The following is a 24,176-nucleotide window of genomic DNA, read 5'->3' as shown; positions in this document are numbered from 1 at the left end:
TCTATGACAAAACGCTGTGGTTGGGTTAAAATGAACAACCCTTTATATGTAGCCTATCATGATGAAGAGTGGGGCCAGCCCCTTCATGATGACCGTGCTCTTTTTGAGTTGCTTTGTTTGGAAACTTACCAGTCGGGTTTATCTTGGGAAACGGTACTAAACAAACGCCAAGGATTCCGAGAAGTATTTCACAACTACCAAGTCCAATGTGTTGCAGATATGACAGATGGGGAGTTGGAAGCCTTGTTAGAAAATCCAGCCATCATTCGAAATCGCGCCAAGCTCTTTGCGACGCGTGCCAACGCCCAAGCATTTTTACAAGTCCAGAAAATCTACGGCTCTTTTGATGCTTATCTCTGGTCCTTTGTTGATGGACAAACCATCATCAATGATGTTCCTGACTATCACCTAGCACCTGCTAAAACAGCCTTGTCTGAAAAATTAGCCAAAGATCTTAAAAAACGAGGTTTCAAGTTCACAGGTCCAGTCGCAGTTTTGTCTTTTCTACAGGCGGCAGGCCTGGTTGATGACCACGAGAATGATTGCGAGTGGAAAAACGGAAATTAGTGAGTCCAAGCGTCTAACTATCTGAGAAAATAGAAAAAGCTGAGAAAATTATCTCAGCTTTTTGATTATATGCTAGTAACTTTTATAGTGCAGTAAGAAATGTCAGTCCACCTAAGACAACGCCAGCTGAGTTTGGAATAATTAGTATCCAATCCTTCTTAGGCTCTTTTGTCCATCCGTAAATAACCCAAATTAAACAAGATACTGCTGCGGATAAAGGCTGGAATGGTTGAGCTTTGTTGCCTTGTAAATTGGCAAAAATTTGTGGGATGTAGGCGATAAATACAACAATCCCGATAAAGGCTCCAATTGAACCGACAATTTGATTTATTTTTTGTTTAGTCATATACACCTCCTTTAAAAAGATATCATAGAAATAAGCAAAATGCAATAAATTCAGACACAAATTGTAACGAAAATCAATACCAAAGCACAAAAATGGAGAAATTGTTTATTTTTTGTTATAGTCAAAGCGAATGACTTGCTCTTTTGCATCCACATAAGCGTGAACGCCAAAGGGTACAATGGCTCTTGGTGTGGCGTGCCCAACGTTTAGATTATAGACAATTGGGATATTGCTGTCAACGATGCTCATTAGTGCCTCTTTATAGTCGTCATAGAAGGCTTCATCCATTGGCTTTCCGACCAAGAGTCCACTGATGACCTCAAATACCCCAGTTTCTTTCAAAGCCTGTAACATCTTTTTGAAGTTCTTCGGCTCAGGCTTCTCTTCGCTTGTTTCTAGCAAGAGAATCTTTCCTTCCCAGTCGGATAAGTCAGGGAAGAGTCGGTACTCTTGGCAGAGGTCCGTGCTGTCTGCGTATCGAGAATTGTCAAAGATATCATAGAGGGACTCAAGGCAACCACCGAGAATTTCTCCCTCAAACTGAGCATTTCCTTGCAACAAATCAAAGCCTGTATTTGCATGACTGACACGAGCTGTTCCCAGAGCCTTGGGACTAAAATCAGTCCGTTCCTCATACCAAACGTCGCTAGGGCGGATTTCTGAAATTCTCCCAGTCTCGATCAGTTCTTTAAAGTAGTGGAGGCTATAGGATAACATTTCCTTGTCTAATTCACAAATGTCTGCTAGAAAGGATTGCCCATAAAAAGTCTTAATCCCTAGTTTGTGCAACATAAGGTGGTTCATAGTGGTATCCGAGAAGCCAAGAAAAATCTTTGGCTTGATAACCTTTTGGAGTTGGTCATTTTCAAAAAGATAAGGTAGCAAACGATAGGTATCATCCCCACCGATGGCGCATAGGATCATGTCGATGCTATCATCAGAAAAGGCCTGCATCAAATCCTCTGCACGTGCTTCAGGATGGTCCTTGATAAAGTCTAACCCTTTTAGCGAATGGGGCAGAAAGACAGGATTGAATCCCAAATCCTTGAGACGTTGAATACCCAAATCGACTTCGTGTTTGACAAAATCCTCTCCGATAACACCACTAGACAAACTAACGATACCAATAGTAGAAACTATATCTCATCCTCCTAGAAATAGATTGATACTCTTCGAAAATCAAATTCAAACCACGTCAGCTTTGCCTTGCCGTATATATGTTACTGACCTCGTCAGTTCTATCTACAACCTCAAAGCAGTGCTTTGAGCAACCTGCGGCTAGCTTCCTAGTTTGCTCTTTGATTTTCATTGAGTATGAGCCTATTTTATCACAAAAGGTGAGAGAAAACTACAATAATGAGACTCAGAAGTGCTATTGGATCTCAAGAAAGCAAGTGAAAAAGCAACCGCCTGTGCAGTTGCTTTTCGTTTTTCTAATCTCTAATCTCACTAGATATGAGTTACTTGGTCAACTCCTGATTATAGGAGAGGGCTAAATCAATCCAGTAAGGAAGTTCTTTTTGACCTTCGATATCTAGGTCTATATAGCCATGATAAGGTCGCCCTCTCATCAATGTAGTATGAGCTCCTGTTCGGGGTAGAACTTGCTTTTCCATTTCTTTGCCAATTCTCACCATAACCAGCTCGTCCTTTCTGGAACTGACTGTAAGGACCATTTTCCCACGAATCATAAAGGCAAGACCACCAAACAGTTTCTTTTCTTCTAACTCTTCTTCGAAAATTTGGGGAGGAAGTTTAAGTGCTAGAATTTTTCGAATCTGCTGAGCTAAGGATTGACTATATGCCATAGCTTTTCACTTTTCTTAATAACGTGATGGGCCCGCGCTTGCGCTTCGGATATTGAAACGTTTCTTGAGATAGAAGCGAAGGGCGAGAAGAGCAGCCCCTAGGATAGCCAAAGGCAATGGAGCAAGGACTGGATTGAGGTTGGCTGGTAGGAAGCTTGTTGCAAAGAAGACAACCAACCAAAGGACCATAGAAGCCAGGATAACGAGGATTGACTTCCAGAATGGAGGACGTTGGCTACGGTCAGTGTCCGGTCCATAGTACTGGTAGACAAAGTAGTACATCAAGTAGAAGGCAAGTCCTCCTACAAGCCCAACCAACAAGAGGGTAATCAATCCATAGCCAATGGCCTGATCTGTAGAGAAGAAGGTAGTCAGAGCGCTAACCAATGCAAAGAGACTGGTGATAAAAAGGGCTGAGTCCATAATCATGAGTTTTGGATCGTCATTTTCTTTTGGATGCTCTTTTTCATATTGCTCCTTGACAGTGAAGCTATGAGCCCAGTGGGTTGGAGCCCCGTAGAGGGAACGAGCAGTCGTTCCTTTGGCTTGCTCTTCAAGGATTTTAGGAATGACTTCTTCAAAAACAGCCTTGATTTCAGCGTCTGTTTTACCATCTTTGATAAATTGTTGGGTAGCGATGTGGATAAACTCTTGGTTTTTCTTAGTTAATTTTTGTAAATCAATCTGAGACATAGGGATTCCTCTTAGAACCATTTTTTATGGATGAGATAGAGAGTGAGCGAAACACTCATAGCAAAGGCGATAAAGACGATTAACCAGAAGGCGTGTGGCTCGCCATTTAGAGGGATTTCATTATCCTTGAAGTTCATCCCGTAGGCTGAGAAGATCATGGTTGGGACAGACATGACAATGGTCACGAGAGCCAGGGTTTTCATGATATTGTTCTGGTTGTTGGAAATGATAGAGGCAAAGGTCTCTGTCATAGAGTGAAGGACATTTCCATAGATATCTGCCATCTCGATGGCCTGTTGGGTTTCAATCAGAGTGTCTTCGAGTAGGTCTTCGTCTTCTAGGTATTTCTTGATATTGCTAGTTGCGCTAGTCAATTTCTTAATCACGCGCTCGTTCGTCTTAAGTGAGGCCTTGAAATAGACGATGGTCTTTTCCAATTCCATGAGCTCAATCAGCTCTTCGTTTCGAGTGGATTTGTGAAGTTGACTTTCGATTTGTTCACTCTTACGGTCAATCGAACGAAGGGCCGTAAGGTAAAGTTCGGCGTTGCGATAGAGAATCTGGAAGATAAAGCGTGAACGCATGAAGGTGTAAAAGTTGCGCAGTCTACGGTTGATAAAGACATCGAGAACGGGGAGGGATTCCAAGCAAGTGGTGATAATGGTTTCCTCTGTGATGATAATCCCCAGCGGAATCGTAACGTAGTAGGTACGATTGTTTCTTTCCTCTGTGATGGGAACGTCCACGATGATCAAAGTGTACTCATCTTCGATGGTAATACGGGACATTTCTTCCGCATCGAGCGGTGCTCGAAGGTCGGCAATGTCAATGTCGAAGGCGTTAGCGATTTCCAACGATTCATTTTGTGTAGGATTGACGAGGTTGATCCAAGTACCCGGTTCAAGCGTGTCGATCTCTTTAAATTCCGTTGTTGTTGAGAGAAAAACTTGTTTCATATCCCCTATCCTTTCCTACTATTCAGTGATTCATTTTTTGCACCGTACTATTATACTATAAAAACAGCTTTTTGGGTAATAGAATTTCACATTTTTTGGTATAATGGAAAGCAATAATGGACTAGAAAGAACAAAGATGCAAGATAAAATTGTGATTCATGGGGCTCGTGCCCATAACTTAAAAAATATAGATGTGGAGATTCCGCGAGATAAGCTGGTTGTTGTGACTGGTTTGTCAGGGTCTGGGAAATCCAGCCTGGCCTTTGATACCCTCTATGCTGAGGGCCAACGTCGCTATGTAGAGAGTCTATCAGCCTATGCTCGCCAGTTTTTGGGCAACATGGAAAAACCAGATGTGGATGCCATTGATGGTCTCAGCCCAGCTATTTCCATCGACCAGAAAACGACTAGTAAAAACCCTCGTTCGACCGTTGGAACAACGACTGAAATCAATGACTATCTGCGTCTCCTCTACGCACGTGTGGGGACGCCTTACTGTATCAACGGACACGGGGCTATCAAGGCTTCTTCTGTAGAGCAAATCGTGGATAAGGTTTTGGAATTGCCAGAACGCCAACGTCTGCAAATTTTAGCTCCGGTCATTCGTAAGAAAAAAGGGCAACACAAGAGTGTCATTGAAAAGGTTCAGAAAGATGGCTATGTCCGTGTCCGTGTGGATGGGGAAGTCTATGATGTGACCGAAGTGCCAGAGTTGTCCAAGAGCAAGCAACACAATATCGATGTTGTGGTTGACCGTATTGTTATCAAGGAGGGCATTCGTAGCCGTCTCTTTGACTCCATAGAGGCTGCCCTTCGTATCGCAGAAGGTTATGTCATTATCGACACTATGGACGATTCTGAGTTGCTCTTTTCTGAGCACTATGCCTGTCCAGTTTGTGGTTTTACTGTTCCAGAGTTAGAGCCACGTCTCTTCTCCTTTAATGCTCCTTTTGGCTCATGCAGTGAGTGTGACGGTTTGGGCATCAAGCTGGAGGTGGATGTTGACTTGGTGGTTCCTGATACCAGCAAAACTTTGCGTGAGGGAGCCTTGGCACCTTGGAATCCTATCTCATCCAACTACTATCCAAACATGCTAGAGCAGGCCATGACAGCCTTTGGAGTAGATATTGATAAGCCTTTTGAGGACTTGTCAGAAGAAGATAAAAACTTGATTCTTTACGGGTCTGATGGCAAGGAATTCCATTTCCACTATGAAAATGAATTTGGCGGTGTGCGCGATATTGACATTCCTTTTGAGGGAGTTGTCAATAATATCAAGCGTCGTTACCATGAGACTAACAGTGACTACACCCGTACCCAGATGCGACTCTACATGAATGAGCTGACTTGTGGAACCTGTCATGGCTATCGTCTCAACGATCAGGCCTTGTCTGTCCGTGTGGGTGGTGAGCAAGGACCACATATTGGTGAAATCTCAGATCTGTCTATCGCAGACCACTTGGAGTTGGTGAGCCAGCTGACCTTGTCTGAAAATGAAGCGATTATCGCCCGTCCCATTCTCAAGGAAATCAAGGATCGATTGACCTTCCTCAATAACGTAGGTCTTAACTATCTGACCCTGTCACGTTCGGCAGGAACCCTATCAGGTGGAGAGAGTCAGCGTATTCGCTTGGCAACCCAGATTGGGTCCAATTTATCAGGTGTCCTTTATATCCTGGATGAGCCGTCGATTGGTCTTCACCAGAGGGATAATGACCGCCTGATTGCTAGTCTGAAAAAGATGCGTGACTTGGGCAATACTCTCATCGTGGTGGAACACGACGAAGATACCATGCGCGAGGCGGATTATCTGATTGACGTTGGTCCAGGTGCCGGTGTTTTTGGTGGCGAGATTGTTGCTGCAGGAACACCCAAGCAGGTGGCCCGTAATAGTAAGTCTATTACAGGCCAGTACTTGTCAGGTAAACGTGCCATTCCAGTACCAGAAGAGCGCCGTGCCGGAAATGGTCGCTTTATCGAAGTGACAGGTGCGCGTGAGAACAACTTGCAAAATATCACTGCTCGCTTCCCATTAGGGAAATTCATCGCGGTGACAGGGGTGTCAGGTTCAGGGAAATCGACCTTAATCAACAGCATCCTCAAAAAAGCTATTGCGCAGAAGCTCAACCGCAATTCAGACAAGCCTGGTAAATTCAAGACCATCACAGGGATTGAGCATGTAGACCGCTTGATCGATATTGACCAGAGCCCCATTGGACGAACGCCGAGGTCCAACCCAGCTACCTATACGGGAGTTTTTGACGATATACGTGACCTCTTTGCCCAGACAAACGAAGCTAAGATTCGAGGCTACAAGAAGGGCCGTTTCAGTTTCAACGTCAAGGGTGGTCGTTGCGAAGCCTGCTCAGGTGACGGGATTATCAAGATCGAGATGCACTTCTTGCCAGATGTTTACGTGGCTTGTGAAGTCTGCCACGGGACTCGCTACAACAGTGAAACCCTAGAAGTCCACTATAAGGAAAAAAATATCTCGCAGGTCTTGGACATGACCGTCAACGATGCGGTGGAATTCTTCCAACATATTCCCAAGATTCAACGCAAACTCCAGACCATCAAGGATGTGGGACTGGGCTATGTAACGCTAGGGCAACCGGCTACCACCCTTTCTGGGGGAGAAGCCCAGCGTATGAAGTTGGCTAGTGAACTCCACAAACGCTCGACAGGGAAATCTTTCTATATTCTGGATGAGCCGACGACAGGACTTCATACCGAGGATATCGCTCGCTTGCTTAAAGTCTTGGCTCGCTTTGTAGACGATGGCAATACTGTCCTCGTCATCGAGCACAATCTAGATGTTATCAAGACGGCAGACCATATTATCGATTTGGGACCTGAGGGCGGTGTCGGTGGTGGAACTATCATCGCAACAGGAACACCAGAAGAAGTAGCGGCCAATGAAGCCAGCTACACAGGACACTATTTGAAAGGAAAGTTACATCATGAATAAACGTGTGCAAGCATTTTTAGCTAAAATGCAAGAAAAAGAACTAGATGGTATCATCATCAACAACCTTAAAAACGTCTATTACCTGACTGGTTTTTGGGGTTCAAACGGAACCGTTTTTATCAGCCGTGACCGTCAGGTCTTGGTGACAGACTCTCGCTACATCATTGCAGCTAAGCAAGAAGTAACAGGTTTTGAGATTGTGGCTGATCGTGATGAGTTGGCTGTTATTGCAAGAATTGTCAAGGATATGGGCTTGTCTCGCGTCGGTTTTGAAGATGAGATTTCTGTCTCTTACTATCATCGTATGCAAGCAGCATTTGAAGGTTTGGAATTGCTTCCTCAAACGCAGTTTGTTGAGGGTCTTCGTATGATCAAGGATGAAAAGGAGATCGCAACTATTCGCAAGGCTTGCTCTATCTCAGACCAAGCTTTCCGCGATGCCCTTGACTTTATCAAACCAGGAAAGACTGAAATTGAGATTGCCAACTTCCTTGATTTCCGTATGCGTGAGCTAGGAGCGGCAGGTTTGTCTTTTGATACCATTTTAGCAAGTGGCATCAACTCTTCTAAACCACATGCCCATCCCATGCATAAACCGGTTGAAGCGGGAGAAGCTATTACCATGGACTTCGGCTGTCTCTACGACCACTATGTCAGTGATATGACACGGACCATCTACCTCGGTCATGTCAGTGACGAGCAGGCAGAAATATACAATACGGTTCTGAAAGCCAACCAAGCTCTGATTGATCAAGCCAAGGCAGGATTAGGTTTCCGTGACTTTGACAAAATTCCTCGTGATATTATCATCGAGGCAGGCTATGGCGACTACTTTACCCATGGTATCGGACATGGTATTGGTCTCGATATCCATGAAGAACCCTACTTTAGCCAAACCTCGACGGATACAATCAAGGCAGGAATGACCTTGACAGATGAACCGGGCATCTATATCGAAGGGAAATACGGCGTTCGTATCGAGGATGATATCTTGATTACAGAAACAGGTTGTGAGTTATTGACTCTAGCGCCGAAGGAATTAATTGTTATTTAAGAAAATTATGATAAATCGTTGACTTTTATATTTTAAAGGTTTATACTGATAGACGAAAACGGTAGGTGAGGCTACCATAGGGATACGGATGACTACCGCAAAGCAGTGGAGACACTACTCGTTGGTCAACAGTTCTGGTCGCGAAGGCCAAGACTAAGCTCATTACATCGCCCTATGGAGTTAAAGCTTGAACGAAAAAACAGATAATTAGTTTTTTAATCCTGCCATTTTTATGGTAGGATTTTCTGCTGTTTTAAGAAAAAGAAAGGAGACAAACGATGCAAATTGACGATCATCCAGAACCGCACATACACAGCCAATCGCTGATTTGTGTCGTTCTGCCCTTATAAAGTGATTGGTCTCTGTGTATGAAATACATCATTCATACAGATAGGAGAAACCAATGAAAACTACAAAAGAAAGATTAGCAACAGCTATTCACACACCCTTAAACGAAACTCTATCTTTTTATAAGACAAGTCTAACAGGCTTGACTGAGGAGCAGGTGGAGAAAAATCGTGACCTATATGGCGAAAACACCATCACCAAGGGTCAAGAAGACAGTATCCTCAAAAAGATTTACGAATCCATTATCAATCCATTTACAATCATCCTTCTTGTCATCGCTATGATTTCCATGGTGACCAATGTCTGGTTGGCGAAGCCTGGACAAGAAGATCCGACGACCTCTATCATCATCGTTGTTCTCGTTCTAATCTCTGGTGGCATACGCTTTGTCCAAGAATTACGGAGCGACAAGGCTGCGACCAATCTATCAAAAATGATTGTGAATACAGCCACAGTCATTCGTGAAGGCCAGAGTTTAGAGGTCGCAATTGAAGATTTGGTCGTTGGAGATATAGTAAAATTAAGTGCTGGGGACATGATTCCAGCAGACCTCATTTTAATTGAATCACGCGATTTCTTTGTCCAACAGTCTGGTTTGACAGGAGAAAGTGACTCAGTTGAAAAACTAGCCTTGTCAAAAATGAGTCAGTCAAACTTTGATAGTCTGCTAGAAGCAGAAGCGCTCGCCTTTATGGGAACCAATGTGATATCAGGAAGTGCCAAGGCTTTGATTCTAGCGGTCGGTGATGATACCATGATGGGAGAAATCGAGCAGACTCTCAATACCTATGACGAACCGACCTCTTTTGAACGGGAGATGAACAGTATCTCTTGGCTCTTAATCCGTTTGATGCTGGTCATGGTTCCCATCGTCTTTCTCTCCAATGGCTTGACGGATGGAGACTGGTTGGAAGCAGGTGTGTTTGCACTGAGTGTTGGTGTTGGATTGACACCTGAGATGCTTCCTATGATCATCACGGCCAGTTTAGCAAAAGGTTCCATTATCATGGCCAAGGAAAAAGTCGTCATCAAAAAACTCAATGCCATACAAGACCTAGGTGCTATTGATATCCTGTGTACGGATAAAACCGGAACCCTTACCCAAGACGAAATTGTCCTTGAATATCCTTTGGATATACATGGAGAATTGGATTTATCTGTGTTGAGACGGGCCTATCTCAATTCCTATTTTCAAACCGGTTTGAAAAACTTGATGGACCGTGCCATTATCAGTAGAACTGAAAAAGAAGCTAAAGAACACGCTATTCTACAAAATTTGGATACTAGCTTCCAAAAAATAGACGAATTGCCCTTTGATTTTGAACGCAGACGGATGAGTGTCATCGTCAAGGATGAGAACGAAGTTGTTAGTTTGGTAACCAAGGGTGCTCTAGAGGAAATGCTTGCGATTTCAACCCATGTGGAATATCACGGTCAGATTAGCCCTCTGACGGATGATATCCGAGTGGAAATCTTAAAAGAAGTAGATCAACTTAATCAACAGGGATTGCGAGTCTTGGGAGTTGCCTATAAAACAGGCCTAAAAGAAGGTTTTGCTTACTCCGTTGAAGATGAAAAAGAGATGATTCTAACAGGCTATCTTGCCTTTCTAGATCCACCAAAACCATCTGCAGCACCTGCTATCCAAGCTTTGTTAGAACACGGTGTTCAAACAAAGATTTTGACGGGAGACAATGAAAAGGTAACCCAAGCAGTTTGCGAAAAAGTTGGTCTAGACGTTGATCAAATCTTGTTGGGTTCTGATATTGACGCCATGACGGACGAAGAGTTGGCTCAAGCAGTTGAGAAGGTGACTGTCTTTGCCAAACTCTCTCCGGATCAAAAAGCACGAATCATTTTACAAATCAAATCGAATGGACATTGTGTCGGCTATATGGGAGATGGAATCAACGATGCCCCTTCTATGAAAGTGGCAGATGTGGGGATTTCTGTTGATACAGCAGTAGATATTGCCAAAGAAACGGCTGATGTCATTTTGCTAGATAAGGATTTGATGGTGCTTGAAAAAGGTCTGGTTGAAGGACGCAAAGTCTATGCCAACATGACCAAATATATCAAGATGACGGTCAGCTCTAATTTCGGGAATATTCTGTCACTCTTAGTGTCTGGTATCTTTTTACCTTTCCTTCCTATGGCTCCGATTCACTTGATTGTGTTGAACCTCGTCTACGACCTTTCTTGCATCGCCTTGCCATTTGATAATGTAGATGAAGACTTTTTGAAGCATCCCCATAAGTGGGAAGCTAAGTCTATTACTCGTTTTATGATTTGGATGGGTCCGATTTCTTCTGCCTTTGATATTTTGACCTTTATCTTACTCTATTTTGTCATTGTCCCAATGGCGACAGGCCAAGCCTATGCTCACGGAGCAGAGTCTGCAACGGGCTTTATCATCTTGTTCCAGACAGGTTGGTTCATTGAATCCATGTGGTCCCAAACTATGGTTATCCATATGCTCCGTTCAGCAAAACTTCCTTTCTTACAAAGTCGTCCATCATGGTTTGTTCTTGGAACAACCTTGCTAGCAGCTAGTTTTGTGACCTTCCTTCCCTACTCTTCAATTGCTAGCCTGCTTCATTTAACCCCTTTGGAACCAATTTATTTCCTCTTTTTGCTTTTGATTATTGTTCTCTATATGATAAGTGTTACAGTTGTAAAACGATTGTATATCAAAAAATTTAAAAGTTGGTTATAAATTGATTTTGTCAAGAAAAAAGTACGAAAATCGCGAAAAAAGTTAATTTTTTTTAAAAATAGGTCGCAAGTCGGATGTTTTTTATGGTATAATAGACTAAACTGATAGTAACATGTAGCGAAAGGGGTAGGTACATGATCAAAATTTATACAGTCTCAAGTTGTACTAGCTGTAAAAAAGCGAAAACCTGGCTCAATGCCCACCAGTTAAGTTATAAAGAACAAAATCTCGGTAAAGAAGGAATTACAAGAGAAGAGTTATTAGATATTCTCACGAAAACAGATAATGGAATTGCCAGTATCGTTTCGTCAAAAAACCGCTACGCTAAGGCACTTGGAGTTGACATCGAGGATTTGAGTGTCAATGAAGTGCTCAACTTAATCATGGAAACACCACGGATCTTAAAGAGTCCGATTCTCGTTGACGAGAAGCGCCTACAAGTCGGCTATAAAGAAGATGATATCCGTGCCTTCTTGCCACGCTCTGTCCGTAATGTAGAAAATGCAGAAGCACGTCTACGTGCAGCTCTATAAAACATCAAGGCTGGGAGTGACTCCTGGCCTTGTTTGCTCTTTTGTTTTAAAATCATGTGAGGAATTATGAAAAAGTTACTAATTGCTAGTTTTGCTCTCCTCTTTTTGCTTGCGGGATGTGGGCAAAAAAAGGAAACCCCTGCTGCTTCTACAACAGCATCTGAACCTCTCCAATCAAACCTTCCCGTTTTGGACAATGCCGAAAAGAATACGGTTGTCACCAAGACCTTATTGATGCCGAAGTCAGAAAATGGAACGCAGCAGATTCAGACTATTACCTATAAAGGCAATCAATTTTTGACCTTGACCATTCAGCAAAAACGACCTGTCGGGGATGAACTCAAGAACTTTATCTCTGAAAATGGCCTAGAGGAGACGCAAAAAGCGCTTCAAGAAGCTGAAGAGAAGGATGAGACCATCCAAGAGGCACGCAAACTAGCAGGATTTACACTGGAAACCAAGCTACTCAGCGAGACCGAAATCCAGACAACAACGACTTATGATTTTCAAGTATTGGATGTCAAAAAGGCATCTCAGATCGAATATTTAAAAAATATCGGTCTTGAAAATCTCTTAAAAAACGAACCTAGCCAATATATTGCAGACAGAGTGGCAAATGGGGCGACAGAACAATAGAAAATCCAAATTAATAGACTGACTTATTTGTAGAACGTCAGGGAATGTGCTATAATAGTACTATTCTAAGGAAAGAGGGTGTTAGAATGGGATTTACTGAAGAAACTGTACGGTTTAAATTGGATGATTCCAATAAGAAAGAAATTAGCGAAACGTTGACAGATGTTTATGCTTCTTTGAATGACAAGGGCTACAATCCGATTAACCAGATCGTCGGTTATGTATTGAGTGGAGACCCTGCTTACGTTCCTCGTTACAACAATGCACGAAATCAAATCCGTAAGTATGAGCGTGATGAAATTGTTGAAGAACTGGTACGCTACTACCTTAAGGGACAAGGAGTCGATCTATAATCTATGAGAATTATGGGATTGGACGTCGGTTCAAAAACAGTAGGGGTGGCTATTAGCGATCCACTAGGCTTCACCGCTCAGGGACTTGAAATCATCCAGATTAATGAGGATCAAGGCCAGTTTGGTTTTGACCGTATCAAGGAATTGGTTGACAGCTATAAGGTAGAACGCTTTGTAGTAGGTTTGCCAAAAAACATGAACAATACCAACGGTCCGCGAGTAGAAGCTAGTCAAGCCTACGGAGCAAAATTAGAAGAACTCTTTGGTTTGCCAGTAGACTATCAGGATGAGCGTTTGACAACGGTCGCTGCGGAACGTATGTTGATTGAACAAGCAGATATCAGTCGTAACAAACGCAAGAAAGTTATTGATAAGTTGGCTGCTCAGCTGATTTTGCAAAATTATTTAGATAGAAAATTTTAAGACAGAGGAGAAACTATGTCACACGATCACAACCATGACCACGAAGAACGTGAATTGATTACACTTGTTGATGAACAAGGAAATGAAACTTTATTTGAAATCCTTTTGACCATTGATGGAAAAGAAGAATTTGGTAAGAACTATGTTCTGCTTGTACCAGTTAACGCAGAAGAAGACGAAGACGGGCAAGTTGAAATCCAAGCCTACTCATTCACTGAAAATGAAGATGGAACAGAAGGCGAATTGCAACCAATCCCAGAAGACTCAGAAGACGAATGGAACATGATTGAAGAAGTCTTCAACAGCTTTATGGAGGAGTAAAAATATCCGGGGGATATTTTTACCCCAGTTCCTTAAAATAAGAGAGAACTGGTTTGTTCAGTGAACATTTTTACCCTTACGCTAAAAATAAAGACTGTAAGTAAGTCCAGTGGATGTTTTTAGCCCACGTTGAAATTCATAGTAGCTAGTGATTAGCTAACCAGGTAAGAGGTCGGGATTTTAGTCCCGACCTCGTTTTTTATTTGTAATCATACTTTGATGCGGTAGTTGATTGGACTTTTGTTAAGGAGACATGTATGTTTGAAGTAGAAAAGTGGTTTCATAGTCGGATTGGTTTAAATTTTAGATCTGGTCTTGGACGAATGCAGCGAGCTGTGGATTTGCTGGGGAATCCAGAGAGGACTTATCCTATTATCCACGTAACAGGGACTAATGGTAAAGGGTCAACTATTGCCTTCATGAGGGAGTTGTTTGTTGCTCATGATAAAAAAGTTGGTACTTTTACCTCTCCTCATATCATCAGTATCCATGATCGAATCTGTATCAATGGACAGCCGATCGCGGAGGAAGACTTTATCCGTATAGCTAACCAAGTCAAAGAGATGGAGAAAACTCTCTTAGAAACACATGATCAATTGTCTTTCTTTGAGTTGTTGACCTTGATTGCCTTGCTTTACTTTAAAGAGCAGGGAGTGGATATAGTTCTGCTAGAAGTGGGGATTGGTGGTTTGCTTGATACCACTAATGTCGTAACAGGAGAGATTGCAGTTATTACTTCGATTGGGCTAGATCATCAGGAGACCTTGGGCGATAGTCTGGAGGAAATAGCCGAGCAGAAAGCTGGTATTTTCAAGGCTGGCAAGAAGGCGGTCATTGCCAAGCTTACTCCAGAAGCGGAGCTTGTCTGTCAAAAAAGAGCAAGAGAGTTAGCTGTTGAACTTTATCAAGCTGGGCAAGACTTCACCTTGAATGCTAGGGATTTTTCAAGTAGCCTAGCGAGTTTTTCACAACTTGAAATCAGTTTGGAAGGTGTTTATCAGCAAGAAAATGCTGCCTTGGCTTTGGAAACTTTTCTTTTGTTTATGGCGTCAAGAGGTGAAAGGGTCGAAGAAGTGCTTGTCAGACGGGCCTTGCAAGAGACCCACTGGGCAGGTCGATTGGAACGGATTCGTCCACAAATCTACCTAGATGGGGCTCACAATCTGCCAGCCTTGACTCGTCTAGTCGAGTTTATCCAGGGGAAAATCCAGCAAGGTTACCAGGTTCGCATCCTTTTTGGAGCACTTAAACGCAAGGATTATCAGGGGATGTTAGGCTATCTATCTAAGCAGTTGCCTGAGGTGGAACTTAAGGTAACAGGCTTTGACTACCAAGGCTCTCTGGATGAAAAGGATGTGGCGGGTTACGATTTGATTTCTTCCTATGGCGGTTTTATCAGAGAATTTGAAGAAAAGGCCAAAGATCAGGACTTGCTTTTCGTGACGGGCTCGCTCTACTTTATCTCGGAAGTCCGAGCGAGTTTGCAAGGAAGCGATGGGATTAGTTGACCTTCTAGGCTTAAGTTGTTATACTTGAGGTAGGAGGTATATCTGGAAACGATTCCAGCAAAACATTGGCACAAAAGAAAGGAAATCGCTATGAAAACGAAAACATTCACACTTTCTATTGCTTCCCTAGCAATTCTTAGTCTTTTAGCAGCTTGTGGACCTAAGGCACAAGCCCCTACCCAGCAATCTGCTCAGCAATCATCTTCTCAACAAGAATCATCTTCTAGCGCTGCGACAAGTGCTAGTCAACCACAGGCGTCCTCAAGTCAGGACACTACTGTAGCTCAACCTACGAATATCGATGGTACCTATACTGGAAAAGATGAGAATGACCAAATCACTCTTGTTGTAACAGGTAAAACTGGTACATGGACTGAGGTCGAGCCAGATGGAGATAAGGAAATCAAGCAAGTCAGCTTTGAACCAGAAAATCAACGTGTCATTATCGGTGATGATGTCAAAATTTACACGGTTAATGGTAATCAATTGATTATCGACGATATGGACCGAGAGACATCTGACCGAGTGGTATTAACTAAGCAATAATGATTAAGTAAAAGTTCCAATGAGATGAAATCCATCTTTTTGGAGCTTTTTTCTTGAAAAAGTGGCTGGCTGTTCTTTACTAACTTTTTACTTAAAACGCTTACAAATATTTGTAATACTTCTTATAAGGTCGTATACTTATAGTAAATAATCAAATAGCGCAAAGGCGCAGGAGGAAAAGCATATGGCTACATTTTACGTTCCGGCAGTTAACCTTATTGGTAAAGGTGTTGTAAATGAAGTAGGTCCGTATATCAAGGAACTGGGGTATAAGAAGGCCCTTTTGGTGACAGATAAGTTCATCGAAGGTAGTGATATTTTACCCAAAGTCCTAAAACCGTTAGATGCTGAAGGGATCGAATATGTAATCTTTAGCGATGTGGAGCCAAATCCGACTTGCAAGAACGTCACAGACGGAGTGGCTGTCCTGAAAGAGCATGGATGTGACTTCATCATCAGTCTTGGGGGAGGATCTCCTCAGGATGCGGCTAGTTGTATCTCTATCATTGCTACAAATGGTGGCAAACCACAGGACTACGAAGGTCTCCACAAGTCTGCTAAAAAAGGCTTGCCAGTGGTTGCGATCAATACAACAGCTGGAACTTCTGCAGAAATCACCATTAACTATGTTATTACTGACGAAGAGCGCAAGGTCAAGATGGTAATGGTTGATAAGAATAGCCTTGCCCTTATCTCTGTCAATGATCCAGAACTCATGCTTTCAAAGCCGAAAGGATTGACAGCAGCGACAGGTATGGATGCTCTTACTCACGCTGTCGAAGCCTTGGTAACACCAGGTGCTTATAATGTGACCAAGAAACTTTCTATCGGAGCGATTGAACTCATCAAGGAGTATCTTCCTCGTGCTGTGGCAAATGGCCAAGATATTGAAGCGCGTGAGGGTATGGTCAATGCCATCTTCCTCGGTGGTATGAGCTTTAACAATGCTGGTTTGGGTTATGTTCATTCTATGGCTCACCAACTCGGTGCGGTATATAACTTGCCACATGGTGTCTGCTGTGCCATGCTTCTCCCAGTTGTAGAACGTGAAAATGCCAAGCGTGTACCAGAAGCATTCCGCAATGTAGCCAAGGCTTTGGGACTCCATGTGGAGGGGAAAACAGACCAAGAATGCGCTGACTATGCTATCGCTGAGATTGAGAAACTTTCTGAAACTGTTAGTATTCCGAAGAAACTCACTGAACTCGGTATCCAAGAAAAAGACTTTGACTTTGACTACCTTTCTAAGAATGCTTTGATTGATGCATGTGCGCCAGGCAATCCATTTATGCCAACTTTAGAAGAAACCATTGCTCTCTACAAAGAACTCTTCTAAAAATCAAGTAGAGTAGACGGGACTTGTTCCTCAAAATATAAATAATATTGGAAAGAACTATCATTTTGGTAGTTCTTTTTTTAAAAATTTGCTATCCTAGACATATGAGAAAAATCAAAATTGATGTGGTTGTAGTTCCCTTGAGTGGGCATCTCTTCCCAACACTGAATTTACTTGCCCCCTTGTTGAAGGATCCCTTGTATGAGATTCGATTATTTACAGGACCGCAACGAAAAACTGTAGCAGAGGAGATGGGATTCCGGGTGATTCCCATTTTAGAAAATTGTGTAGATGAGTTTGAGCGTGTAGCCAACAATGAAGGTCAATTAAACCTGTTTTCTGCTTATCGACAGTTGTCAGCTAGTCTTGATTTGATCAATGTGGTTTCAGATCAATTAGTGCAAGAGTGGCAGGAAAATAGACCGGATATTGTGATTGCGGACTTTATAACCCTCTCTGGAGGACTTGTTGCGGAACAGTTGAACATTCCCTGGATTACCACGATGGCGACACAGTTTGCCATTGAAACGACAGATGGACCGCCTTGTTTCTTTGGAGGAATGGGCAGTCCAAAAACATCTTTCCAATCTGGTCTGCAATGGCTAGTAAGAAAAGGGACTCGTTTAGGGAAACGAATCGTAAGCTTTTTATTGAGAGAACGATTGAAACGTTACGATTTTAGGCTCTACAATCAGAAAGGTCAGGAAACCATCTATTCACCCTATTCCATCTTGGGAATTGGGATGAAAGAGTTGGAGCTGAAAAGCGGTTTTCCAGAGCACTACCTTTGGGTGGGACCTTTTGGCTCTTCGATTGAGAGGGCAGAAAATTATCCACTCGATTTGTCTCCTTATGCAGGTTATAAGAAGGTCCTTGTCTCCTGTGGCACTCAGCTAGCATGGGCTAAAGACAATCTCCTCTATCAGACACAACAATTGGCAGAAGCACATCCAGATTGCCACTTCTTTGTGACTCTGGGGTTTGGCGGACAAGACTTCCAATGTGAAGAGCTCATGGACAATGTTTCTGTGGTATCCTATCTTCCCTATAAGGAGTACATTCCTCAGATGGATTATGTGATTCATCATGGTGGTGCGGGTATTTTTTACCAGTGTATCATCTATGGTAAGCCTGCCTTGATTCTCCCCCATGACTATGATCAGTATGACTATGCAGTTCGTGGATTAGAGGCAGGGATTGCCTTGACTGCTAAACGAGAGGATACGGAAGCGATTGGACGTGCCTTTGATGAGTTGTTGGCTAGAGATGACTGGCCAGACTTGAACAGACTTAGTCGTGCAGCTCAAATCTATCAGCCAACAGAGATTCTGAAGAGCGAAATACATCGGCTCTTAGGGGACAAGGAGAAGTAAAAAATGAAGAAAGTATTGGTGACAGGTGCTACGGGCTTTCTAGGCAAGTATGTTGTTGAAGAGCTTAGTCAGCAGGGCTATCAGGTACGCGCTTTTGGACGCAATCGCAATGTGGGTCAGTCTTTAGAAAACTCCTCTGTGGCATTTTTTCAGGGAGATTTGACCAAGCAAGAGGACTTGGCTCGGGTTTGTCAGGGGATGGACATGGTTGTGCATGCGGGTGCTCTTTCTACCGTTTGGGGGCCTTGGGAGGATTTCTACCAGACAAATGTCTTAGGGACCAAGTATGTTCTGGATGCTTGCCGAGAGGCTGGTATTCTGCGTTTGGTTTATGTGTCCTCGCCTAGCATCTATGCTGCGCCTCGAGATCAGTTAGCTATCAAAGAAAGTGCTGCGCCTCAGGAAAATAATCTGAACAACTACATTCGTAGTAAGCTGGCTTCGGAGAAGCTGTTTAAGGACTATCCCGATGTTCCGAGTATTATCTTACGACCTCGTGGGCTTTTTGGGATTGGGGATACCAGTATTTTGCCCCGAGTTCTCAAACTCAGTCAGAAGATTGGCATTCCCTTGATAGGGGATGGTCGTCAGCTCATGGATATGACCTGTGTGGAAAATGTCGCTCTGGCAATTCGCTTGGCACTAGAGGCCCCTCAAGCTAGTGGCGAAGTTTATAATATTACCAATGGGGAACCAAGAGCCTTTAAGGATTTGATAGAAGAAACCTTGAGAGGGTTGGGTTATCCAATAACATACAGAAAAGTGCCAGCTCCTCTTCTTTCAGTTATTGCCAGTAGTTTAGAGTTTCTGTATAAGGTATTAAAACTCAAAGGTGAACCGCCACTGACACGCTATACCTATTATCTGCTCCGTTATAGTCAGACGCTGGACATCAGCAAGGCGGAGCGAGACTTGGGTTATCGCCCTCAGATCAGTATTTCGGAAGGGATTGAACAATATGTCCAAGATTATCGAAAGCATTGATTATTTCCCAGCAGGCTACTGTACCAGCTACACAGGTTTGCTATTTAAGGGAGTTAAGAATCAAAAGATGACCTTTCCAGCAGGTGTTTTTCTTATCAAACACAGGGACAAGGGCTATCTCCTCTATGACACAGGCTATCATTACGATATTAAGACCCGGCTTCGCTATGGTTTCTATCGGCTAGGAACGCCCGTTCAAATGACGGAGAAGGACCAGATTTCACGTTTGCTGGAAGCGAAGGGAATCAAACCAGAAGAAATTAACTATGTTCTTCTATCACACCTACATCCAGATCATCTGGGAGGAGCTAGTTTCTTTCCTCGTGCAACCTTTATCTTGACAAAAGAAGTATATGAAGTCTACCAAAAACCCAAGTTGAAAGACCTGATTTTCAAGGAGTTTTTACCAGCTTCTTTTGAGAAAAATCTAACCATTATCAGAGCTGACCAGCAAGTTTCAACTTTTCCCTATCGTCCGATTTGTGATCTTTTCGGAGATGGCAGTATCCTAGTAGCCTCTGTTGACGGGCATGCTAGGGGGCAAGCCTGTCTATATTTTCCAGACCTTAATCTCCTCATTGCAGCAGACCTCTGTTGGGGAATTGACCTCTTACCTTACACCAAGCAGATGCACCTGATTCCTTCCTTGGTCCAGGATAATAAGGCCGACTATATCAGGGGGATAGAGTTTCTGGAGGAAGTCTTAAAGGACGGTATCGAGGTAGTTGTTAGCCATGATCCTGTAGAAAGGATAGAGTCAATCTTACATGAAAAAAATAACCTTTCTTAAAACCTTTATCCAAACTCGTTGGCTTCATCATTTCAAATCTCGAGAAGCTGTAGAAAACTATCAGAAAAAGCAATTAACTAACTATATGGACTTTTTAAAGCGAGAGTCGCCCTACTTTAAAAATGGGGTTCCTAGCAACTTTGACCATATGGACAAGGCTTTTATGATGGAACATTTCAATGAGCTCAACACCCAAGGAGTGGATCGTGATGAAGCCTTGAGCTTGGCTATTGAAAGTGAGAAGACCCGTGACTTCACTGAACTTAAAGGGGAAGTGGCCGTCGGTTTGTCTTCAGGGACGTCTGGACATCGGGGGCTCTTTATCACAACAGAGAAAGAGCGAAGTATGTGGGCTGCGGCTATCTTGGCAAAGATGTTGCCCAAGGGGCAGCTTTTTGGACACCGCATCGCCTTTTTCCTGAGAGCTGATAATGAACTCTATCAGACCATCAATACGGCGCTCATTCGTCTAGAGTATTTTGATATTTTCAAACATACAGATGAGCATATTGAGCGACTCAACAACTATCAACCAACGATTATTGTGGCGCCAGCCTCGATGTTGATTGAATTGAGCAAGCGTCTCAAGGATGGAGAGTTAGCTATTCACCCACAAAAAATCGTTTCGGTGGCGGAAATCTTGGAAGATAGTGATAGGGTACGGATCGCAGAAGCCTTTTCACTATCCATCATTGACCAAGTTTATCAGGCGACAGAAGGTTTCCTAGCCTGCACTTGCTCAGCGGGCAATCTGCATCTCAACGAAGACATTATCTTTGTGGAAAAGCAGTATCTAGATGACCGCCGTTTTTATCCAGTGATTACGGACTTTAAGCGAAGTAGTCAGCCTGTTTATCGCTACCAGCTCAATGATATCTTGGTTGAAAATCCGGAGCCTTGTCCCTGTGGCTCCTACTATACACGGATTGACAAGGTCGAAGGACGTTCTGATGATATCTTCTACTTTAAAGGGCAGAATGGCGGGCAGGTAACGATCTATCCAGACTTTATCAGGCGTTGCATCCTCTTTGTGGAGAATGTAGGAGATTACCAAGTTAAGCAACATTCCGAGAAATTAGTGGAAGTTTGTTTAAGCCGACGAGATGAGGACGTAGAGACAGCAATTTTAGCACAGTTCCAACTCTTGGCCCAGCAAAAAGAGTTCATAGTTCCTCAAATCCAATTTTCAGATTATCACTGGGATACTAGCCGTAAACTCAAACGTATCCAACGTTTATGAAAGGAAAAAAGACAATGACAGAAGTAAAAAGACATGTAGAAATCGCAGGTTATGGCATTTGCCTTCCAAAGCATACAGTTCAATTTAAAGACCAGACCCGTTATCGTGTAGTTGAAAATGAAGAAACGCAACTCGACTTGGCAGAAGAAGCTATCCACCGTGCACTTGAACATGCAAATTTGGATATTAAAGATATCGATTGCCTTGTATCAGCTAGTGCAGTTGGTGTTCAGCCTATTCCTTGTACGGCTGCCTTGATTCATGAGCGCGTGGCAAAAGGACTCTCAATTCCAGCAATGGACATCAATACAACTTGTACCAGCTTTATTTCTGCTCTATCGACTATGTCCCACTTGATTGAGGCGGGCGAATACAATCGTGTCTTGATTGTGTCTAGTGAGGTTGGTAGTTTAGGGCTCAATCCCAAGCAGAAAGAAAGTTTTGAACTCTTTAGTGATGGGGCAGCAGCCTTTATTTTCCAAAAAAGTCATCAGGAAAAAGGGGTCATTGCTAGTCTCCAACGTACTTGGTCAGAAGGGGCTCACGATACGGAGATTCGTGGAGGTCTGACTTCTTTTCAACCAAAAGAGTACTCTGAAGCGACGAAGACCAACTATATGTTTGACATGAAGGGGAAGAAAATCCTCCTCTTGTCTGCTCGTAAAATCCCAGTCATGTTTGAAGAGTTTCAAGAAAAAACACAGCTAGCCTTGGCAGACGTGGACTATATCATTCCTCACCAAGCAAGTCGTGCTCTTCCTTTGGTCATGGAAAAACTAGGTGTGGCTGAGGATCAGTACCTCAATCTCGTCACTGACTATGGAAATATGGTGTCAGTCTCTGTGCCATTTGGCTTGGCTTATTCTTTGGAGCATGGACTTATCAAGGAGGGAGATGTCGTCTACCTTATGGGGACTGCAGCTGGTATGACGGTCAATATGTTGGCTCTGAAATTGTAATAATCATCTAAACACGGAACGACTGGAACTTGAGCAAAGGTAAACGGTTGCCATCTACCCCTGAACTGAGGTATACTAGTAGAAACACTAGTTTATCAAGCAGTTAAGGAGAATGTTAGAAAAGGAAGGGGATGTATGACAGCTAGAAAAATGCAGCTACTCATGTCCAAATATGGTTTTAGTATTACCATCATGTTGGCAGAGTTGTTTATCGTCTTTGGTTTATTTCTCTATCTAGGGCAAATGGCTCCAATTGTCTGGATTATCCTAGTCATTTTAGTGAGCCTAGCGACCATTGTATCGATTGTCAATCGATCTATGAATCCTGAGAGTAAGGTAACATGGCTGTTAGTAGCCTTTGTGCCAGTGTTTGGGCCCTTGCTCTATATCATGTTTGGAGAACGTCGTTTATCTAAAAAGGAAATGAAGCAGCTAAAGCAGCTCCAATCAATGGTTGACAGAGAGGACAATAGCAGAGCTCTCCGTTTGGAGTTAAAGGAACAAGACAAATCAGCTTACGGCGTTATCAAATCACTCCTCAGTATGGACACGAATGCTGATGTCTATGATCGAACGGATACACAATTTTTTGCATCTGGGGAAAGTATGTGGCATCAGATGCTAGAGGATCTCAAGAAAGCTGAGAAGTTTATCTTTCTCGAATACTATATCATCGAAGAAGGTTTGATGTGGGATAGTATTTTGGAGATTTTGGAAGAAAAGGCCGCTCAAGGTGTAGAAGTGAAGCTTCTCTATGATGATATTGGTTGTATGGCAACCTTGCCTGGAGATTACACCATCCAGCTTCGTGGTCGAGGGATTGAAGCCCACAAATTTAACAAGGTGATTCCACGTTTGACCGTTGCTTATAACAACCGTGACCACCGTAAAATCATGATTATTGATGGGCAGATTGCCTATACAGGTGGTATCAATCTGGCCGATGAGTATATCAACCATATCGAACGCTTTGGTTATTGGAAGGATAGCGGTATTCGTCTGGATGGACCGGCAGTTAAAGCTTTTACCAGACTCTTTTTATCTGCCTGGTATATCAACCGTGGGGAGATTAGTGATTTTGACCAATACCATCTCGAAAATCAGCCCAAAGATGGGATGGGGCTCTGTATTCCCTATAGTAGTGGACCAAAACCCATATACAGAGCTCAAGTTGGAAAAACGGTCTACCAAAATCTTATCAATCAAGCTACAGATTACGTCTATATCACGACTCCCTATCTGATTGCGGACTACGATCTAACTGAAAGTATCAAAAATGCAGCTCTGAGGGGGGTAGATGTGCGAATTGTGACGCCGTGTATCCCAGATAAGAAGGTTATTCAGTTAGTTACTCGAGGAGCCTATCCAGACTTGTTATCTGCAGGGGTTCGTATTTATGAGTACAGTCCGGGATTCCTTCATAGCAAGCAAATGCTGGTCGATGGAGAAGTAGCAACAGTGGGGACCATCAATTTTGACTATCGTAGCTTGCTCCACCACTATGAAAATGGTGTTTTGCTTTATAGAACGCAGTCCATCATCGCTATTGAAAGAGACTTCGAAGAAATTTTTAAGGTTTCTCAAGAAATTTATCCCCACACCATCAAAACTAGCTGGTACCAAAGCCTCATTAAGGAAATTGTCCAGTTGTTTGCACCCATGCTCTAACTATCCATCGAGATCTAGCCCAAGGCTGGGTCTTTTTTGTCTTCTTACGA

At 43.1% G+C, this 24,176-nt stretch carries 23 protein-coding genes and 1 riboswitch; of the genes, 18 read left to right on the top strand and 5 right to left on the bottom strand.

The annotated features are described in order from the left end of the window. Positions 1-3 precede the first annotated feature (3 nt). Positions 4-567, top strand: a complete 564-nt coding sequence (locus MK395_RS07720; RefSeq protein WP_268711613.1) for a DNA-3-methyladenine glycosylase I — start codon at positions 4-6, stop codon at positions 565-567. Positions 568-649: 82 nt separating this feature from the next. Here MK395_RS07720 and MK395_RS07715 read toward each other — a convergent pair whose 3' ends face one another. From MK395_RS07715 to MK395_RS07695, 5 genes are all read right to left on the bottom strand, one after another. Further along, positions 650-913 carry a SemiSWEET family transporter gene (locus MK395_RS07715; RefSeq protein WP_000166113.1) on the bottom strand — a complete coding sequence of 88 codons (264 nt, stop codon included), beginning with the start codon at positions 911-913 and terminating at the stop codon, positions 650-652. A gap of 105 nt (positions 914-1,018) precedes the next feature. Next, positions 1,019-2,053 carry a S66 family peptidase gene (locus MK395_RS07710; protein ID WP_268711678.1) on the bottom strand — a complete coding sequence of 345 codons (1,035 nt, stop codon included), beginning with the start codon at positions 2,051-2,053 and terminating at the stop codon, positions 1,019-1,021. Positions 2,054-2,373: 320 nt separating this feature from the next. Further along, positions 2,374-2,721 carry a TfoX/Sxy family protein gene (locus MK395_RS07705; RefSeq protein ID WP_000331825.1) on the bottom strand — a complete coding sequence of 116 codons (348 nt, stop codon included), beginning with the start codon at positions 2,719-2,721 and terminating at the stop codon, positions 2,374-2,376. 15 nt (positions 2,722-2,736) lie between these two features. Continuing rightward, the gene (locus tag MK395_RS07700; RefSeq protein WP_000077994.1) at positions 2,737-3,414 is read right to left on the bottom strand and encodes a DUF1129 domain-containing protein; all 678 of its coding nucleotides are present in this window, start codon (positions 3,412-3,414) and stop codon (positions 2,737-2,739) included. An 11-nt stretch (positions 3,415-3,425) separates the two neighbouring features. Beyond that, complete coding sequence (locus MK395_RS07695) at positions 3,426-4,370, bottom strand: magnesium transporter CorA family protein (protein ID WP_000815620.1); 945 nt, start codon at positions 4,368-4,370, stop codon at positions 3,426-3,428. 136 nt (positions 4,371-4,506) lie between these two features. On the opposite strand from MK395_RS07695, the gene uvrA reads away from it, so the two are divergent. From uvrA to cls, 17 genes are all read left to right on the top strand, one after another. Beyond that, positions 4,507-7,338, top strand: coding sequence for an excinuclease ABC subunit UvrA (gene uvrA / locus MK395_RS07690; protein ID WP_268711612.1), 2,832 nt, complete (start codon positions 4,507-4,509; stop codon positions 7,336-7,338). Next, positions 7,331-8,392, top strand: a complete 1,062-nt coding sequence (locus MK395_RS07685) for a M24 family metallopeptidase (RefSeq protein ID WP_268711611.1) — start codon at positions 7,331-7,333, stop codon at positions 8,390-8,392. The genes uvrA and MK395_RS07685 overlap by 8 nt, the downstream gene beginning before the upstream one ends. Before the next feature lie 55 nt (positions 8,393-8,447). Next, positions 8,448-8,599: riboswitch (M-box (ykoK) riboswitch) on the top strand. A 196-nt stretch (positions 8,600-8,795) separates the two neighbouring features. Continuing rightward, on the top strand, positions 8,796-11,456 hold the full coding sequence (gene mgtA, locus MK395_RS07680; RefSeq protein WP_268711610.1) for a magnesium-translocating P-type ATPase: 2,661 nt from the start codon (positions 8,796-8,798) through the stop codon (positions 11,454-11,456). Between the two features lie 134 nt (positions 11,457-11,590). Then, positions 11,591-11,989, top strand: a complete 399-nt coding sequence (gene spx, locus MK395_RS07675) for a transcriptional regulator Spx (RefSeq protein WP_000591165.1) — start codon at positions 11,591-11,593, stop codon at positions 11,987-11,989. Between the two features lie 66 nt (positions 11,990-12,055). Further along, entirely contained in the window at positions 12,056-12,625 is a 570-nt protein-coding gene (locus MK395_RS07670) for an SP0191 family lipoprotein (RefSeq protein WP_084874851.1), read from the top strand. An 86-nt stretch (positions 12,626-12,711) separates the two neighbouring features. Continuing rightward, positions 12,712-12,978, top strand: a complete 267-nt coding sequence (locus MK395_RS07665; RefSeq protein ID WP_000507059.1) for an IreB family regulatory phosphoprotein — start codon at positions 12,712-12,714, stop codon at positions 12,976-12,978. 3 nt (positions 12,979-12,981) lie between these two features. Continuing rightward, positions 12,982-13,401, top strand: a complete 420-nt coding sequence (gene ruvX / locus MK395_RS07660) for a Holliday junction resolvase RuvX (RefSeq protein WP_268711609.1) — start codon at positions 12,982-12,984, stop codon at positions 13,399-13,401. A 15-nt stretch (positions 13,402-13,416) separates the two neighbouring features. Then, the gene (locus MK395_RS07655; protein WP_000017622.1) at positions 13,417-13,722 is read left to right on the top strand and encodes a DUF1292 domain-containing protein; all 306 of its coding nucleotides are present in this window, start codon (positions 13,417-13,419) and stop codon (positions 13,720-13,722) included. A gap of 257 nt (positions 13,723-13,979) precedes the next feature. Beyond that, positions 13,980-15,230: a bifunctional folylpolyglutamate synthase/dihydrofolate synthase gene (locus tag MK395_RS07650; protein WP_268711608.1), complete on the top strand. Its 1,251-nt coding sequence runs from the start codon at positions 13,980-13,982 to the stop codon at positions 15,228-15,230. A gap of 90 nt (positions 15,231-15,320) precedes the next feature. Further along, positions 15,321-15,776 carry an SP_0198 family lipoprotein gene (locus MK395_RS07645; RefSeq protein ID WP_000853130.1) on the top strand — a complete coding sequence of 152 codons (456 nt, stop codon included), beginning with the start codon at positions 15,321-15,323 and terminating at the stop codon, positions 15,774-15,776. Positions 15,777-15,960: 184 nt separating this feature from the next. Continuing rightward, entirely contained in the window at positions 15,961-17,112 is a 1,152-nt protein-coding gene (locus MK395_RS07640; RefSeq protein ID WP_049519227.1) for an iron-containing alcohol dehydrogenase, read from the top strand. Between the two features lie 104 nt (positions 17,113-17,216). Continuing rightward, the gene (locus MK395_RS07635) at positions 17,217-18,485 is read left to right on the top strand and encodes a glycosyltransferase (protein ID WP_049519226.1); all 1,269 of its coding nucleotides are present in this window, start codon (positions 17,217-17,219) and stop codon (positions 18,483-18,485) included. A gap of 3 nt (positions 18,486-18,488) precedes the next feature. After that, positions 18,489-19,469, top strand: coding sequence for an NAD-dependent epimerase/dehydratase family protein (locus tag MK395_RS07630; protein ID WP_049489452.1), 981 nt, complete (start codon positions 18,489-18,491; stop codon positions 19,467-19,469). Continuing rightward, the gene (locus MK395_RS07625; RefSeq protein WP_268711607.1) at positions 19,444-20,259 is read left to right on the top strand and encodes an MBL fold metallo-hydrolase; all 816 of its coding nucleotides are present in this window, start codon (positions 19,444-19,446) and stop codon (positions 20,257-20,259) included. Before MK395_RS07630 ends, MK395_RS07625 begins: the two co-directional genes overlap by 26 nt. Then, positions 20,237-21,499 (top strand): F390 synthetase-related protein, encoded by a 1,263-nt coding sequence (locus tag MK395_RS07620; protein ID WP_268711606.1) that lies wholly within the window; start codon positions 20,237-20,239, stop codon positions 21,497-21,499. Before MK395_RS07625 ends, MK395_RS07620 begins: the two co-directional genes overlap by 23 nt. 14 nt (positions 21,500-21,513) lie before the next feature. Further along, positions 21,514-22,458 carry a 3-oxoacyl-[acyl-carrier-protein] synthase III C-terminal domain-containing protein gene (locus MK395_RS07615; RefSeq protein ID WP_139689721.1) on the top strand — a complete coding sequence of 315 codons (945 nt, stop codon included), beginning with the start codon at positions 21,514-21,516 and terminating at the stop codon, positions 22,456-22,458. A gap of 135 nt (positions 22,459-22,593) precedes the next feature. Next, the gene (cls, locus tag MK395_RS07610) at positions 22,594-24,126 is read left to right on the top strand and encodes a cardiolipin synthase (protein ID WP_268711605.1); all 1,533 of its coding nucleotides are present in this window, start codon (positions 22,594-22,596) and stop codon (positions 24,124-24,126) included. The last annotated feature ends 50 nt before the right edge of the window (positions 24,127-24,176 follow it).

The organism is Streptococcus oralis, assembly GCF_026782085.1.
GTDB lineage: Bacteria > Bacillota > Bacilli > Lactobacillales > Streptococcaceae > Streptococcus > Streptococcus oralis_DA.
This window is presented reverse-complemented; position numbering and strand designations above follow the sequence as displayed.